The 15,290-nt window shown below is 55.8% G+C and carries 14 protein-coding genes and 1 pseudogene; 7 read left to right on the top strand and 8 right to left on the bottom strand.

Annotated features, from left to right (window positions below; all coding sequences use genetic code 11):
• The first annotated feature begins 153 nt into the window (after positions 1-153).
• Positions 154-450 (top strand): hypothetical protein, encoded by a 297-nt coding sequence (locus tag KJS28_RS07860; protein ID WP_213540461.1) that lies wholly within the window; start codon positions 154-156, stop codon positions 448-450.
• Positions 451-488: 38 nt separating this feature from the next.
• Here KJS28_RS07860 and KJS28_RS07865 read toward each other — a convergent pair whose 3' ends face one another.
• Positions 489-1,805, bottom strand: coding sequence for an ATP-binding protein (locus KJS28_RS07865; RefSeq protein WP_213540462.1), 1,317 nt, complete (start codon positions 1,803-1,805; stop codon positions 489-491).
• Positions 1,805-2,527: a LytR/AlgR family response regulator transcription factor gene (locus tag KJS28_RS07870; protein WP_213540463.1), complete on the bottom strand. Its 723-nt coding sequence runs from the start codon at positions 2,525-2,527 to the stop codon at positions 1,805-1,807. The genes KJS28_RS07865 and KJS28_RS07870 overlap by 1 nt, the downstream gene beginning before the upstream one ends.
• 190 nt (positions 2,528-2,717) lie before the next feature.
• On the opposite strand from KJS28_RS07870, the gene KJS28_RS07875 reads away from it, so the two are divergent.
• Together KJS28_RS07875 and KJS28_RS07880 are read left to right on the top strand one after the other, a co-directional pair.
• Positions 2,718-3,077, top strand: a complete 360-nt coding sequence (locus KJS28_RS07875; protein WP_407701744.1) for a response regulator — start codon at positions 2,718-2,720, stop codon at positions 3,075-3,077.
• A 149-nt stretch (positions 3,078-3,226) separates the two neighbouring features.
• A complete protein-coding gene (locus KJS28_RS07880) occupies positions 3,227-5,191 on the top strand; it encodes a PQQ-binding-like beta-propeller repeat protein (RefSeq protein WP_407701745.1) in 1,965 nt (654 codons plus the stop codon).
• Between the two features lie 667 nt (positions 5,192-5,858).
• Here KJS28_RS07880 and KJS28_RS07885 read toward each other — a convergent pair.
• Together KJS28_RS07885 and KJS28_RS07890 are read right to left on the bottom strand one after the other, a co-directional pair.
• Complete coding sequence (locus KJS28_RS07885; RefSeq protein WP_213540465.1) at positions 5,859-6,368, bottom strand: ferritin; 510 nt, start codon at positions 6,366-6,368, stop codon at positions 5,859-5,861.
• A complete protein-coding gene (locus KJS28_RS07890) occupies positions 6,365-6,544 on the bottom strand; it encodes a transcriptional repressor (RefSeq protein WP_228298356.1) in 180 nt (59 codons plus the stop codon). The genes KJS28_RS07885 and KJS28_RS07890 overlap by 4 nt, the downstream gene beginning before the upstream one ends.
• A gap of 197 nt (positions 6,545-6,741) precedes the next feature.
• Between KJS28_RS07890 and KJS28_RS07895 the strand changes: the two genes are divergently transcribed.
• The 4 genes and pseudogenes from KJS28_RS07895 to trxB all read left to right on the top strand — a co-directional run bounded on the left by KJS28_RS07895 (position 6,742) and on the right by trxB (position 9,117).
• Positions 6,742-7,164, top strand: coding sequence for a rhodanese-like domain-containing protein (locus KJS28_RS07895; RefSeq protein ID WP_213540466.1), 423 nt, complete (start codon positions 6,742-6,744; stop codon positions 7,162-7,164).
• A 2-nt stretch (positions 7,165-7,166) separates the two neighbouring features.
• Positions 7,167-7,658, top strand: a complete 492-nt coding sequence (locus KJS28_RS07900) for an RrF2 family transcriptional regulator (protein ID WP_213540467.1) — start codon at positions 7,167-7,169, stop codon at positions 7,656-7,658.
• A gap of 190 nt (positions 7,659-7,848) precedes the next feature.
• Entirely contained in the window at positions 7,849-8,172 is a 324-nt protein-coding gene (gene trxA / locus KJS28_RS07905; RefSeq protein ID WP_229365622.1) for a thioredoxin, read from the top strand.
• A 14-nt stretch (positions 8,173-8,186) separates the two neighbouring features.
• Positions 8,187-9,117: pseudogene (gene trxB / locus KJS28_RS07910) on the top strand (thioredoxin-disulfide reductase).
• A 359-nt stretch (positions 9,118-9,476) separates the two neighbouring features.
• Here trxB and KJS28_RS07915 read toward each other — a convergent pair.
• The 4 genes from KJS28_RS07915 to KJS28_RS07930 all read right to left on the bottom strand — a co-directional run bounded on the left by KJS28_RS07915 (position 9,477) and on the right by KJS28_RS07930 (position 15,256).
• Complete coding sequence (locus KJS28_RS07915; RefSeq protein ID WP_213540468.1) at positions 9,477-10,658, bottom strand: FprA family A-type flavoprotein; 1,182 nt, start codon at positions 10,656-10,658, stop codon at positions 9,477-9,479.
• Between the two features lie 128 nt (positions 10,659-10,786).
• The gene (locus KJS28_RS07920) at positions 10,787-11,650 is read right to left on the bottom strand and encodes a nitroreductase family protein (protein WP_213540469.1); all 864 of its coding nucleotides are present in this window, start codon (positions 11,648-11,650) and stop codon (positions 10,787-10,789) included.
• Positions 11,651-11,685: 35 nt separating this feature from the next.
• The gene (locus tag KJS28_RS07925; protein ID WP_213540470.1) at positions 11,686-12,729 is read right to left on the bottom strand and encodes a ribonucleotide-diphosphate reductase subunit beta; all 1,044 of its coding nucleotides are present in this window, start codon (positions 12,727-12,729) and stop codon (positions 11,686-11,688) included.
• A gap of 10 nt (positions 12,730-12,739) precedes the next feature.
• Positions 12,740-15,256 carry a ribonucleoside-diphosphate reductase subunit alpha gene (locus tag KJS28_RS07930; RefSeq protein ID WP_213540471.1) on the bottom strand — a complete coding sequence of 839 codons (2,517 nt, stop codon included), beginning with the start codon at positions 15,254-15,256 and terminating at the stop codon, positions 12,740-12,742.
• Between the last annotated feature and the right edge of the window lie 34 nt (positions 15,257-15,290).

The raw sequence follows: 15,290 nt of genomic DNA on the forward strand, positions 1-15,290 counted from the left end.
AACAAAAAAGGACATCTATTCGAAAGAATAGGTGTCCTTTTTATAAGTACATAACCGCTCAGCCTTGCTGTGCGGTCGCACAGCAGAGACTGCCCGATTTTGAGAGATTGGTCAGTCTCTGCGCTTTTTTTACCAATCAAAGGAGGCATATCCATGAGCAACGAAATCATGCAGGAAAACACACCATTTGTTGAATACGGTGCATTCCACCGTGGAATGAGCGTGTTGGAGGCCAATCTGCGAAACACCGAGGATTCAGAAGCTATCATCAGTGGTCTTCTGAAAGGTGCGGCTGAGTTTTATGGCGCATCAAGAGAATGCACAAACTATTTCAAGTGCAATTTTCACCCATTACACCAGGCTACGGTCTCTTTGAATTGCTCCCATGTAATATCTTTGCAAAAACGGCGATCCAGTACATACAGGGATTGCCGGAAGCGAGACTGCTGAAATCTGTGGTCGTGCCGTTTTGGAAAGGCCGGGCATAATTATCCCCGGAGCATGACCCTTGCGCGGAATACGCCGTCCTGATAGGTAACCGTACTCACCCCGCCGGATTTTTCTGCGATGTGACGGACGGACTGAAGCCCGACACCGTCTCCTTTTCGCTTGGAGGACTGGAATACCCCGTCTTTTTCCCGGATAACTCCGTCATAGGTGTTTTCAACCTGAATCAGTGCCAGACTGTTGCCATGCAGATAGGCGGTCAGCTCGATTCTGCGTCTGGCAGGTGCAGTACGCAGGCTGGCTTCCAGCGCATTTTCCAGCAGATTAGAGAGAACCAGACACAGATTGATTTCGTCTACAGGAAGACATTCCGGCAGATCGAGCTGCACGGAAAATGGGATCTGCTCCCGCTTCGCAAGTGCGCAGTAATATCCGACCACGCTGTCTGCCGCCCGGTTTTCACAGAAATGCAGCTCCAGACTCGGGATTCTGGAAACTGCGCCGGAAAGATAGGCTTTGATCTTTTCAAGATCCCCTTCTTCTGCAAGGGCAGCGAGCTGACATAGCTGGTGGCGCAGATCGTGCCGCGCCTGCCGTGCTTCCTCAATGGCAGCTTTCAGGCTTTCGTAGCGCTGCTGCTGCATGGAAAGCAGCTGGTTCTCCTGCTGCAATCTCACATTCCGGTTGATGCTGATCGCCATCAGAAGGAAGATTGCGTTGAAGAAAAGCATCAAAAACAAAAGTGCGATGCTGATCACAATATACCCCTGCAAAACACGCCCGGTATAGAGCGTGTCCGCATACTTGGGGATCATAAACAGATTCAGCGCAATGAACACCAGCGGTAGCACCCAGAAGGAATACCAAGTCTGCGCAAAATTTTCATTCTCGACCATCCTCCGCACGCTGTGCGTCGCAGGATAATAGGCGATGACGGCAAACAGCCAGCAGATCACCTGATAGCAAATCACGGCCCGCAGACAGAACCATGGCGCAGCCTGCGCCTGCGGCAAACCGGCCAGCATAGCGGCGTTGATCGCTCTTGAAAGGCTGTTGATACAGGCAAATACCGCACAGACGGACAACACAATCGTTCCGGATTTCCAAAGCGAGATCCGGAGCGTTTTTATGTAGATCACGGCTGCGAGCAAGGTCAGCCCCGCAAGCATCGGCGCAGTCGGCACGCAGCGCGCATAGCACACCACGCCTCCGGCGGCGCAAAGCAGCGCAAGCAGCGGAACAAGCCACAAAACAAGCTTTGACAGCGGCTGCTTTAAGCTGGATTTTACCGGGAAGTAGGCAAGCAGCATGCCGGGAATCACCACGCCGAGCTCCAGAATTGGACGCAGCAGCTCCATTATGCCATCCGCCCCCTTTGAAGTAAGAACTCCATAAACGCCTGTCGGGCTGGCTTCAAAAGCTCTTGACTGACAAACACGCGGCTTCCGTCCGCCATGCGGAAGGCGGCGCCTTCCAGATCCTTTGCGTGTTCCAGATTCACGATCACGCCGCGCCCGCACACAAAAAAGCGTGTGTCATCCTTTAGTGGGGCGATGAACGTCTTGAAGGGTTGGCGTGTGGCAAGCGTCTTTTGAACCGTCGTATGGACGTAGATCAAGTGGGCGAAGTGTTCTGCGTAGACGATGTCCTGATAGCGCAGATGGATCTCGCTTCCCTCCACCTTTAGCTCCATATATTTGTCCGGCTGCGGTATGCGGGCAAGCAGCTCGTCCGTCAGCGCATCGATGTCCGCTTCGGTAAAGGGCTTGACCAGATAGTGCAGCGCCCGTACCTGAAAGCCCTCCAGCGCATGGTCGGTCGAGGTCGTGGTAAAAACCAGCAGGCAGTCCGTGTCGGTTTTCCGCAGCGTCCTTGCCGCCTCCATGCCGGTCATGCCATCCATATAAATATCCAGAAATGCGGCAGTAAAGGGCGCTTTCCTTGCCGCTTCCAGAAATGTCTCGCCGCTTTCGTATTCCAGAATATCCGCCTGCACATTTCTCCGGTGAAGCTGCTGCTCCAGCCGGTCTTTCAGCAGTGCACGTTCCGCAGCAAGATCATCCACAATCGCAATTCTCATGCAGGGTTCTCTCCTTGTGCTTGAATTCCAAGATAATTATATCACAACGTGTCGAGGATGACAAAGAACCACTGCCGGAATTCGTGCCAGAATCGCCCCTTTCGTGCCACGGCGCTTGAAAAAGCCAAATGACCTTTTTATACTGAGCGCAAGCAAAATGCTAAATCGGATGAAGGAAGGAGGGAGATCTGTGTATCGTATCGCCGTGCTGGCAGAACAGGAAGCAGAGCGGCAGCGCTACGCCGAGCAAATTACCCGGTTTTGTGAAGCGAAGGGGCTGTTTCCGCAGGTCATGCAATATGACGACCAGGAACGCTTTTTTGAAACGGCGCAGAAAGAGGCTCCAACCAATGCCGTCATTGCACTTTCCGGAGTGGCAGGACTGAATGCAGCGGAGCATCTTCGCTCCTTATGCCCCGCGTGCCGGATGATCTGGTGCAGCGACTTGGATTTCTCCCTTCACGCCTTCCGGCTGCGGGCCGACTATTTCCTGATGAAGCCGGTTTCCGAAGAAGCATTCCAGCGAGGGCTGAATGCCTGGATTGAATAAACGGGCATCGAACCAAACCGAGACAACAAGCACAAAAATGGAGGAAATCAATGAAAAAGAAAAAGTTACAATGTTCTGTACCAACCCTTCTGCTGGCCGGTGTGTTGTGCCTGACTTTGGCGGCCTGCGGTGCGAAGCAGTCTTCCGACATGCCTGCATCGGATACAGACTCTGCGGCAAGCGCTGCCCTGCCGGTAAAGGCCATGAATGCCAAACGAGTTGACGAAAACCCTTATATGGCAAAGAGCGACGCCAACATTCACCACGACGGCTACAATACCGACTCTACGGATGAAGTCCTGCCGCTTGGCATCTATCCGGAGATCAATGTTTCCTATGAAAAAACAAACGCAAACGCTTCGCCTGCCATTTACTTTGACAGCTACGGCCACGCAGTCGTTCCGCTGCTCGGCGGCATCGCCATCCGCGATCTGAATGCCGAAGAGACGAAGACTCTTGGCTATTTCTCTCCGAAGCAGCACGACGGCGGCGGTTACGTCATCCAGAGCTCCTACACGTTCCTTGATTCGGAAAACCGCATCGTCTGCCCCACCAGCAACAACCATGTGCTGATGCTGCGGGCAACCGATGAAGCAGGAAACGTCCTGCCTGAATTTGAAAAGGTACTGGACATTGACATCAAGGCGGCAGCCGAAGCTGCGCTCGGCAAGGAGCTGACGCAGAATCTTCTGTCCGTGGTTTTTGACTACGATGGAAACCTCTGGTTTGCCACCGGCGGCTTCCGCATTTATCCACAACGCCAGCAGCAGGGCGTGCTCGGCTACATCGCCCACTCGGCAATCGAGGCGATCCTGAACGGAGAGCAGGCCGACCTTTCGAAGGCCGTCTTCGTCTACGGGCTGGCGCTCGGCGAGGGTGCGGAAAACGGGATTGCCGCCTCCAAGGACGGCGCGGTCATCCTGACAAACCAGAACTGCTATCTGCTGCGTGCCAATAACGGTGTCGAAGCTGTGTGGTGCACGCCGTATGAGAGCGTCGGCGCTAAGGTCAGCGGCGAAAACGACAAGACCACCGGCGGCGGTCTTGCCTGGGGCGGCGGCTGCTCCCCGTCGCTGACGCCGGATCTTGTGATGTTCACCGACAACGCAGACCCCGTCAAGCTGCTGGCGCTCGATATGAAGACCGGTAAGATCGTTGCAAGTCTGCCGGTGCTGGACGATCTGCCCGAGGGCTATCAGGTGGCGGTTGAAAACTCTGCCATCGTCTATGATGACAGTGAGGGCACCGTCAGCACCATCGTGTGCAACTGGTTCGGCGCAGGCAGCGCAGGCCTTGCCGATCCCAACAGTGACTCTTCCATCCAAAGCTACGCCAACATCTATGATACGAACTGGCTGACAAAGGGCAACTGCATGATTGCGCCCGGCGTCGAACGTGTGGACACCGTGAAAACCGATTCCGGCTATGAGATGAAGAGCATCTGGTCTCGAAATGACCTGAGCGATACATCGATTCTCAAGCTCTCCACCGCGACGGGCTATATCTACGGCTATGTGCAGGATCTGGAAAGCGGCATGTGGCAGTACATCATTCTGGACTTTGCCACCGGCGAGACGGTATTCACCATGGACGTCTCCAACAAATATGGCTACAATAACATGGCTATCGGTATGTATGCCGGAAACAGCGGCAACGCACTCTACTGCCCGACCGGCTATCTGGAGCTGCTGTGCTTGCAGGACCGCTTTGTGTATCTTCCCGAAATGCCCTACCGCAAGGTCGATCTCGATAAGGCCGCGCGGAACGTACTGACACAGGAACAGTTTGAGCAGGACGGCGGTGACGGCACGGTCGCCAGCTGGCGCAATACTGTGACGGTCGAAAATGTTCATCCCAACACGACGGTCTCGTTCCGGATGAACAATCTTTCCGGAAGCGCCGCTGATTTGAAGCTCTATGCCTACGGCGCAGACGGAAAGCTGGCGGAGGTCGGCAAGGAGCTGTGGTCGATCACGGATGAGACAGGCGCTGCCGTGGATACCCTGTCCGATGGCACACTGTATGAGCTGCGTGTGAGCGTCGCGGACGGCGGCGCATTCGACCTGAGCGAGGCGGAAAAGGAGATCAAAATTTCCGTTGTACTTGCGAAGTAAGACTCAAGGAAGGCTCCGGTGCCAAAAGCGCCGGAGCCTTCCTCAGCCTGTCAAAAAACCACAAAATCACCCCCACTTCTGATATTCTGATATAATGAAAGAAACGGGGGTGTGCGCCGATTCGGTGGCAAGCATATAGCCGGCCTGGTAAGGCTTGGCAAGCCATCAGTATCGAGTCCTTGGAGCGTCAAAGGCCAACAATGACGTTTAAGCGTAGGACAGAGAGCAGGAAGGCCGTAATGCGAAAGCGTGAAGTGATAGAGCTCCGTCATAGAATCAATTGTGTGGGATGGCCATGTGCCTCCGCAGTCATCAACAAGGAACGGTCGCTAACTGCAAGACCGGGAAAACACGCCGGAGTCCAAGAGCACGGCACACCTGACATTGTTATGTTTGTCATACCCGGGAGGCCTGAGTGGCTCCGCAGGAAAAAGAACTGCGGTAGGGAGTATCGGCCAAGCGCCTTGCCCCTTGTCCCATGCACGCCCCGGCAATACCGGCGCACCATGAGGGTAACGGTTTCGATCTCCTTTTCCTTGTTCAAGATCTGAAGTCCTTTCTATTTTGTATGCAGTTAGCCATATCTAACTGTCTGGCAGAAGAAAAGGCAGGCCACCTGTATGCAGTCTGCCTTTGTCTGGTGCGAAAGCCCGCAGACGCACGGGGCTTACAGCACCAGCGAGGGCGCAGTGTAGACCCGTGTCTTCAGCTCGCTGTTGAGCATATACAGCCCCTTGCTGTCTCCGCCGAACAGCTCCATCTTGGTGATAAGGTCGGCGGCGTTCTTCTCTTCCTCGCCCTGCTCCTTAATGAACCAGTCCAGCATCTGCATGGTGCGGAAGTCCTTGACCTCGTATGCGGCGGCGTAGATGGCGTCGATGCTGGCGGTGACCAGCTTCTCGTGCTCCAGTGCCTTTTTCAGCGGGGTCATGTGGTCGCCTCGTTCCCACTCTGGCTTTGCGATAGCCTCAAAGGTGACACCCTCGCCGTTGTTCTGCAAATACTGATAGAACAGCATGGCGTGATCCCGCTCCTCCTGCGCCTGTACCCGGTACCAGTTCTCAAAGCCGTCCAGTCCGACGGCGGCGTAGTAGTTGGCAAAGTCCAGATACAGATAGGCGGAGTAGAACTCCTTGTTGATCTGCTCGTTGAGCAGCTTCGATACGTTAGCGTTCATGATACTTCTCCTCCATAAGATTGTCTTTTTCCTGCTCCCGGCAGGCAGGGCAGATATACCGTACCCAGAGCGATGCTGGGATGCTCCCTTTTCATCTCCAGGAACACCTGCTCCGCCGTGGGATGCTGCTGCAGTTCCGTTACGGCGGCCAATATCTCCTCTGCGTATTTTGGCATACCGCCAACCCTCCAAATGCAAGAATGAGTCTTATTCTCTTACTTTTATTATACCTATATTTTTTTCTCTGTCAACAACCACAAAGGGCCTGTGCTCCAAAAGCAGCCCCGAAGTACCTTGACAGTTTTAACTGTATCTGTTATAATCACAGTATAAACTGTATCAGTAGCGAACACAGTTACATTGGAGGTTGATTATGCGTCAGATATTACTTTTTGCGGCACTTGCCGCCTCGCTTGCGCTGCTGAGCGGCTGCGCGCTGTCCAAGGCAAAAGAAGACAAGGCGGAGGATATGCCCGACAAGGCGGCGTATCATAAGATCAGCGCCGAGGAAGCCTATGAGATGATGGCCTCGCAGGAGGTCGTGGTGGTGGACGTCCGCACCCGGGAGGAATACGACGTCGGACATATTGAAAACGCCGTTCTTGTCCCCAACGAAAGCATCGGGAGCGAAATGCCCGAGGCGCTGCCCGACAAGGAAGCCACGCTGCTGATCTACTGCCGCAGCGGCCGCCGCAGCAAGGACGCCGCGGAAAAGCTGCTGAAGCTGGGGTATCAGAACGTCTACGACTTCGGCGGCGTCATCGACTGGCCCTACAAGCTTGTGAAGGAGGGGTAAGAGTGGACAGTTCTTTTAATCTGGCCGTCCATGCGCTGATCTGCCTGAGCCACAGTGGACGCTCCCTCAGCAGCGAAGCGCTGGCGGAGAACATCTGCACCAACCCCACCCGCGTTCGCCGGGTGCTGGCGGGGCTGAAAAAGGCGGGAATGGTGGAGACCCGGGAGGGCTTGGACGGCGGCTATCGCCTTTGCACCGACCCCGCAGCCCTTTCTCTCCGGCAGGTGGCGGAGGCGATAAATACCCGCTTTGTGGACTGTGCGTGGCACAGCGGCGACATTGACCGGGACTGCTCCATCTGCTCTGGCATGGCGGGCGTGATGGATGCGCTGTACCGGAGCATGAATGAGGAATGCACCGCCTATCTCTCGCACATTACGATCACGGATATTGAAACACAGCTTTTTACACAGAAAGGGGTTTTGCAAATGGATGAAGCAGCTACGGTCTGTAGAGATCGGCAGGACAGCGTCAGCTCGTACAATCTGATTTGATCATACCCACAGTCGCTTTGGCTCTTGGTATTTTCTGTTTGAACTCCAAAAGCTTTGCAGAGCTCAAGGAGCCTAATCGTACAACCAGAGCAGCGCCGCGCCGATTTTCTCAAATTATGTGACGCCGTCACAGTAAAACCGCTTGTCACGCAGTATACTATACCCAAACAAAGGAAAGGAGCTGACAGATATGGCAGCTATGAATATGAATCAGGAGCAGTTTGAGCAGGCGATCCGGGAGGAAAAGCCCGTTTTGGTGGATTTCTGGGCGCCCTGGTGCGGCTACTGCCGGAGGATCGGCCCTGCGTATGAGAAGATCGGAGAGGAATATGCGGACAGCCTCGTTGTCGGCAAGATCAATATTGACGAGGAGCCGCGGCTGGCGGGGGCCGAGGGGATCGCGGTCATCCCAACTCTGGTGCTGTACCGAAACGGAAAGGCCGTGGATTCCGTCACCGCACCCGGCTCAAAGGCAGAGATCGACCGTTTCATTCAGGAAGCCTTGGCGAAATAACGGGGGGTTCAGATATGAACAACAATCATGTTTATGATATGCTCGTGGTGGGCGGCGGCCCAGGCGGCTACACCGCCGCCCTGTACGCGGCACGGGCGGGGGCTGGACACCATCGTGCTGGAAAAACTGTCCGCCGGTGGGCAGATGGCACTGACCGAGCAGATCGACAACTATCCCGGCTTTGAGGACGGGATCGACGGCTTCTCTCTGGCGGAGAAGATGCAAAAGCAGGCGGAGCGCTTCGGGGTACGCAGCGAATACGCAGAAGTCCTCCGCATGGATCTGACGGCGGTTCCCAAGCTCTTGGAAACCAGTGAGGGGATCTTCCGGGGGAAAACCGTGGTGCTGGCCACCGGCGCAGACCCCAGAACGCTGGGCGTAGCCGGAGAGGCGGAGCTGTTGGGCCGGGGCGTGGCCTACTGCGCCGCCTGCGACGGGATGTTTTACAAGGGCAAAACGGTGGTCGTGGTGGGCGGCGGCAATTCCGCCGCGGCAGATGCCCTCCTTCTCAGCCGCGTGGCAAAAAAGGTGATCCTCGTCCACCGCAGAGACACCCTGCGGGCCACCAAGATCTATCACGAGCCGCTGGCACAGGCCGAAAACGTGGAATTCCGTTGGAACAGCACCGTTTCCGCGCTGCTTTCCGGGGACAGGCTGACCGGCGTTCGCCTGCGGGACACCGTTACCGGTGAGGAAAGCGTGGTGGACTGCGACGGCGTATTTGTCAGCGTGGGCCGACAGCCCGCCACGGCGCTGGCGGCGGGTCAGCTATCGCTGGACAAGGGCGGCTATATCGTGGCCGGAGAGACCACGGAGACCAGCGTTCCCGGCGTTTACGCCGTGGGCGATGTGCGGACGAAGCCTCTCCGTCAGGTGGTCACCGCCGTGGCGGACGGCGCAGTGGCAGTCCACATGGCGGAAAAATATATCGCGGAAAACCGATAAGGGAGGTAGATTGAAAAAGCCGTGTTTAAGGTCAGGCCGGATACGACCGCAGTGGGGATGCCGACATATCTGCAAGGCAAACTGCCAGAGTGATGGCAGATAAGATAACCCATGTAAGATCGGGAGATATGTTGTCTCTCCATATCCAGTCCACGCAACAGTGAGCAACTGAACACAAAACACAGCCACAGATGTACTCTGCGGCTGTGTTTTTATGCGTTCTCAAGACTCCGGTCTCGCCCCACACCACATCGTGACCTCAACCTGAGATGACGGTACTCTGCCCTTGGGACATAAAGCAAATGAGTAAGACCATCATCTGTACGAGAATAGCTGCAATAGCTGCGGTTTGTTGCAGCTTATTCCGCACAGAGCTCAGCCACCAGAGCATCCATCTGCGCCTCACTGGTTTGGTTCAGTGCGCCGCGCAGCGATACCTCCGTTTCACACAGTCGGAGTTCCTTCATCTTTTCCAACTCGGCGCGCATCAGCCGCGCGGCAGCAGGGGCCCATGAGCCGTTTTCCATGAGGCCGATCCGGCGGTTTCGGAATCCCTTTGTCTGTAAATGTTCCAAAAACTCCTTCATGGGCGGGAACAGTCCTCCGTCATAAGTGGAGCAGGCCAACACCAGTTTCCCACAGTAGAATGCGCTGGTCACGGCATAGGAAAGGTCTGTTGCCGTCAGATCGCACATGGTGACTCGTACACCTTTTCCCTCCAGTTTGCTCTTGAGGGCCTCCGATGCATATGCGGTATTTCCATGGATGGATGCGTGAGCGATCAGGATGCCCTCCGGTTCTTCCGGTTTCCATTGTGACCAGAGATCATAGAGCCGCAGATACTCCCCCAAGTCTTCTGTGAGCATGGGGCCATGGAGCGGGCAGATCGTTTTGATTTCCAGCGCGGAGATTTTTTTCAGCAGCGCCTGCACCTGTGCGCCATACTTTCCGACGATGTTGTAATAATACCGCCGGGCCTGCGGCGCCCAGGGGGCACGGACAGTCCGCTCCAGTGCGCCGAAGCGGCCGAAGGCATCTGCTGAAAACAGGATCTTTTCCGTTTCCTCATACGCTGCCATCACCTCCGGCCAGTGTACCATCGGTGCCAGCAGGAAGCACAGCCGGTGTGAGCCCAGAGAGATCGTGCTGCCCTCGCCAACCTCCAGCATACGCTCTTCCGGCAATGCACCTGTGCCGAAGAACTGCTTGATCAGGGTAAATGTTTTTGCGTTTCCCACGATCTTCATCTCCGGGTACTCTTGCGCTATCCGCATGAGGCTGCCGGAATGATCCGGCTCCATGTGTGTGACCACAAGATAGTCGGGGCTGCGCCCCTCCAACGCCTGCGCTACATTGGAAAGCCATTCCTCCGCCGCCCGTGCGTCCACGCTGTCCATCACGGCGATCTTCTCATCCAGAATGATATAGGAGTTGTAGCTCACTCCCATAGGTTGGACGGGGTACTGGTTTTCAAAGAGTGCCAATGTGTTATCATCCGCCCCTACATAGCGGATGGCATCTGTTACCGTTCGGATAGCCATATAAAAAATACCTCCTATTTTCCTTACTCAGACTCTGACTGATAGGTTCTTCTTTTCTAACGGAACATACGCTCAACTGCGGATCGACGGTCGCGCATTTTACCGTTGCCTTGCTTCCCACAGAGTCGTTACATGTGGTACACCGCAGCGGAGCGAAGTCCTTCCGGCAGGCCGTCGGGCGCAGCAGGTGAAAGTTCCCAGCGTACCTGCCCCGCCCACTGGGAGGCGACGGCGGAGAAGTGGAGCATGACAATACCGAGATCCAATGCGGCATCCAAATTATCGGTGTAGGCATCCTCCTGCTGCACCAAATAGACGCTGTGATCCTGCACAAGGAAGCCATAGGGCTGACGATTGAGATAGCTGGGGGAGAGCGAAGCGGCGTAGAAGGACTGCCAGAGCATATCGTCGTAGAAGTCCATCATCTCGTCAAGCCCAGACTTGTTGCTCCAGCTCCCCATGTGAACCAAATCATGCACGCCCTTTTTGGGCGCGTAGTACTGCTGCTCAGCCCGCACATCGATCTGAGCCATACTTAGGATATTCAGCCGCAGCTTTTTTGCGGTCTTTTCCCCGTAGCCAAAGGCAACGATTGCCGCCACCTCTAACGGGGTGGTGAGAGAAAGTGCCTTTTTGATTTTGTCGCTGTCGGTGAAGGTCATCCAGCAGGTGTCAATGTCCAACTCAGTCAGCTTGAGGACGAGATCTTCCATCATGTAGCCGGCGTTGATGGCCGCATAGGAATGCGGGGCAGACATAAGGAGCAGGTAGTGCGGTGCTCCGATGAGAAATTGCTTATAGCCCGCTGAGCTCTCCAGTGCCGGCTGTGCATCCTTGTCCAAGACGATCAACTCCGTTGCAATCTCCGGGACAAGACGGGGGCAGGTCTTTTCATAGTAGGATCGGAGCTGGCCGATAGCCTCGCTCGGAACTTCCTTTTCGCGGAATGCGTGAACGGATCTGCGATTTTGAATCATAGCGCTGTAATTCATAGTGGTATCCTCCTATTCTGATGTCTTTGGTTTTCTTATAAATCGTCTATCAGTGCGGTGCTCTTGGCGTAGGCGGTACTGCGTGCCTCAAAGAAATCGGTCTTGACCATGTTGGCGTCGGCGTACTGGCTGACCCATTCCATGCTCTCCGGTTCGCTCTCAAAGCCCGGATACAATGCGGGATAGCCAAGGCTCGTCCAGCGAAGATTACCGAGATAGCGGATGTAATCGCTGATCATCTGCCGGTTCAGCCCGGGGATGTCGTCGCCGATCACATAATACCCCCAGGCGATCTCCTGCTCCACGCCCTCACGCATCATCTCGCGCAGCTCTTGTACGCTCTCGGCGGTGAACAACTCCGGCTGCTCCTTTTGCAGCTCCGTGATGATATTGCGGAACAGCCACAAGTGCGTGTTCTCATCGCGGTTGATGTAGCGAATCTCCTGCGCCGAACCGGACATCTTCCCGTTTCGGGAGAGATTGTAGAAGAACATAAAACCGCTGTAAAAATAGATGCCCTCCAAAATATAGTTCGCCATCATCACGCGCAGCAGCGTGGGAGCGTCCTTCCGCTCCTGAAACTCGTTGTAGCAGTTCCCAATGAAGGTGTTGCGGCGCAACAGATGCTCGTCCGTTTTCCATTGGTAAAGGATGTCATTGCGCTCCACGGGGGAACAGATGGTGTCGAGCATATAGCTGTAGCTCTGTGAGTGGACACACTCCTGAAACGCCTGAATGGACAGGCAGAGATTGACCTCGTTGGCGGTAATGTAGGCACCGATATTAGGCAAGTTCGCTGTCTGAATGGAATCCAAAAAGACAAGAAAACTCAGAATTTTATCGTAGGCGCTGCGCTCGGCTGACAGTAGGCGGGGATAGTCCTTCACATCCTGCGAGAGATTGATCTCCTCAGGGATCCAAAAGTTGTTCATGGCCTGCCGGTACCAGTCGCTGACCCAAGCGTACTTCATATTGTTGAAGTCGTTGAGGTTGGTGGTATTGCCGCCGATCATGCGCCGCAGGCGCACATCAGGGTCGCCCTCCGGGTTAAAGAGGGGCTTTTTCTTCAGTTCCGTCATGCTATCCTCCTTATGACGAGCAGCTTTCGCAGTCCTCGACCTCAAGGGACTTGCTGCGGATGTAGTAGATCGTCTTGACGCCGCTGCGCCACGCATCCAGATACAGCGCCAGTACCTGCCGCATGGTGTAGTCGTTGGTGATATACAGGTTCATGCTCTGAGCCTGATCGATGTGCCGCTGGCGCACGCCTGCGGCCCGTACCGACCAGCTTTGGTCGATCAGATGCGCCGCCTTATAGTACCACCATGTATCCATAGAAAGCTCAGGGGCAACGCGGGGCAGCATGCTGCCCTTTTTCTCCTCTAAGAAGAATTTCTTCATAATTGGGTCGATGCCCGCCGACGTGCCGGAGAGGATAGATGTGCTGGAGGTCGGTGCGACCGCCAGCAGATAGGCGTTGCGCATTCCCTGCACCGCCACCGTTTTCGCAAGCGCCTGCCACTTTTCGGAGGTATAACCCCGCTTTTCAAAATACGCGCCCGTCTGCCAGTCGCTGCCCTCAAAGAGCGTGTAATGACCCTTTTCCCGTGCCAGTGCTGTGTCCGCCTTGACGGCGGCGTAGTTGATGAGCTCGAACACTGCGTCGGTGAAGGCAAGGTGCTCATCGCTCTCCCAGCGGATGCCGCGCTTTGCCAGCATGTGGTGGTAGCCGCTGACGCCCAGACCGATGCTGCGGTACTTCTGATTGGTAAGCCGCGCGTATTCCAACGGGTAGAAGTTGAGGTCGATCACATTATCCAGTGCGCGGATGGCCGTTTCCACCGTGCGTTCCATATAGGCCTCGTCCTCCACCGGCAGATTACCGAGAGACAGACTCGCCAGGTTGCAGACCACAAACTCACCTGGGCGTGTAGCCGTCACCACCACTGTGTCGCCGTTCTCCGTGTGCACCTCAGTGCTGATATGCTCGATGGGCGCCATGTTCTGTGCGATCTCCGTGCAGAGATTGGAGCAATAGATCATTCCCGTGTGGCCGTTTGGGTTCATACGATTTACGCTGTCGCGGTTGAAGGCGAAGGGCGTGCCGGTCTCCACTGCCGAGCGAAGCACCAGCCGCACGATGTCCTTGACGGTGACGCTGCGCTTTTCGATGCGCGGGTCATTGACGCAGTCCAGATACCGCTTCTCCCATTCCGTACCCCAGTAATCCTCCAGCGCGTAGCCCTTGACCGTGAGGATCTCATGCGGACACATGAGATGCCACGGCGCGTCTATGTTCTCCTCCGCCAGTCGCCAGAAGAGATCCGGATAGCACACGGCGGGAAACACATCATGCGCCTTCATGCGGTCGTCGCCGTTGTTAGTGCGCAGTTGAAGGAATTCCGGCAGATCCCGGTGCCATGCGTCTAAGTAAACCGCCACAGCGCCCTGCCGCATCCCCAACTGATCCACCGCCACGGCGGTGTCGTTGACCAGCCGGATCCAGCGGATAACACCGCCCGCCGCCCCTTGAAAGCCGCGGATGGTGCTGCCTGCAGCGCGCACCTTACCGAAGTACATTCCCATTCCACCGCCGAATTTAGAGACCTTTGCGAAGTTGTCCAGCGAGCGGTAGATGCCGTCCAGACTGTCCGGCACAGTGTCCACAAAGCAGCTTGAAAGCTGATGGTAGGGCTTTCGTGCGTTGGACATGGTAGGTGTCGCCATCGTGACCTCCATACGGCTGAGCATATCGTAAAAGCGTTTTACCCACCCCATGCGGTCAGAGCCTTCGTTCATAGCAAGATGCAGCGCGATACCCAAAAACATCTCCTGCGGTGTTTCCAGCGGCACGCGGCTGCGTGACTGGATCACATAGCGTTTGAGCAGCAGGTCAAGGCCGGAGTAGGTGAACAGCTCGTCCCGTTCCGGGCAGAGAAAGTCCTCCGCCATGGCGATCTCCTCGTGGGTATAGTGGGCAAGAATATAGTCACCGTAGAGTCCCTTATCCGTCAGATAGCGAAGCCTGCCATAGAGGTCGCCGATGCCGCGCCCCTCCCATTCCTGTGCGTTGCGACAGCGAAAGGAGTGGTTCAGAAGCCGCGCCGCGATGAACTCCCACTTGGGTGCCTCTGCCGTAGTCAGCTCTACCGCTGCCTTGGTCAGTGCCTCAGCCCGCTCATCCTCCGTCATGCCCGGGCGACAGAAGCTCTCAAACTTCATTTGAAGCGCCGCGAGGGAGTAGATTTCCTCGGTAAAATCCATCTGGATACGGCGCAGCACCTCGTCAAGCGAGTTATCCCCCACCGTCTGCGCGATGGTATGCCGGACGCGGCGCAGCGCAGACCGCTTTTCGCGATAGAGGATGTACGCCTTGGCCACCTCATAGTGTCCGCGCTCCATGAGCGTCCGCTCCACCTCGTCCTGCACACGCTCCACGGTGAGCGGCGCTGCGGCGGCGAGGTTGTCGAGAACGGCGGCGAGGATATCATTCAGTTCTCTGCTCCCGATCTCCAACCCCTGTCCATCAAACGCTTTCTTCATGGCGTTGAAAATTTTCTCCTGTTGAAAGGGAACAGACTTCCCGTTTCGTTTTCTGATCTCCATTTCGATCCTCTCATCTTCTCCGGTCACTTCTCAT

It is taken from the genome of Vescimonas coprocola (assembly GCF_018408575.1).
GTDB classification, from domain to species: domain Bacteria; phylum Bacillota; class Clostridia; order Oscillospirales; family Oscillospiraceae; genus Vescimonas; species Vescimonas coprocola.

Coding starts and splice junctions, on each gene's coding strand:
- KJS28_RS07880 (WP_407701745.1), top strand. CDS start 3,227: ATGCCTGCATCGGATACAGACTCTGCGGCAAGCGCTGCCCTGCCGGTA.
- KJS28_RS07890 (WP_228298356.1), bottom strand. CDS start 6,544: ATGCCAAAATACGCAGAGGAGATATTGGCCGCCGTAACGGAACTGCAG.
- KJS28_RS07930 (WP_213540471.1), bottom strand. CDS start 15,256: ATGGAGATCAGAAAACGAAACGGGAAGTCTGTTCCCTTTCAACAGGAG.
- KJS28_RS07920 (WP_213540469.1), bottom strand. CDS start 11,650: ATGAATTACAGCGCTATGATTCAAAATCGCAGATCCGTTCACGCATTC.
- KJS28_RS07925 (WP_213540470.1), bottom strand. CDS start 12,729: ATGACGGAACTGAAGAAAAAGCCCCTCTTTAACCCGGAGGGCGACCCT.
- trxA (WP_229365622.1), top strand. CDS start 7,849: ATGGCAGCTATGAATATGAATCAGGAGCAGTTTGAGCAGGCGATCCGG.
- KJS28_RS07915 (WP_213540468.1), bottom strand. CDS start 10,658: ATGGCTATCCGAACGGTAACAGATGCCATCCGCTATGTAGGGGCGGAT.
- KJS28_RS07885 (WP_213540465.1), bottom strand. CDS start 6,368: ATGAACGCTAACGTATCGAAGCTGCTCAACGAGCAGATCAACAAGGAG.
- KJS28_RS07895 (WP_213540466.1), top strand. CDS start 6,742: ATGCGTCAGATATTACTTTTTGCGGCACTTGCCGCCTCGCTTGCGCTG.
- KJS28_RS07860 (WP_213540461.1), top strand. CDS start 154: ATGAGCAACGAAATCATGCAGGAAAACACACCATTTGTTGAATACGGT.
- KJS28_RS07865 (WP_213540462.1), bottom strand. CDS start 1,805: ATGGAGCTGCTGCGTCCAATTCTGGAGCTCGGCGTGGTGATTCCCGGC.
- KJS28_RS07870 (WP_213540463.1), bottom strand. CDS start 2,527: ATGAGAATTGCGATTGTGGATGATCTTGCTGCGGAACGTGCACTGCTG.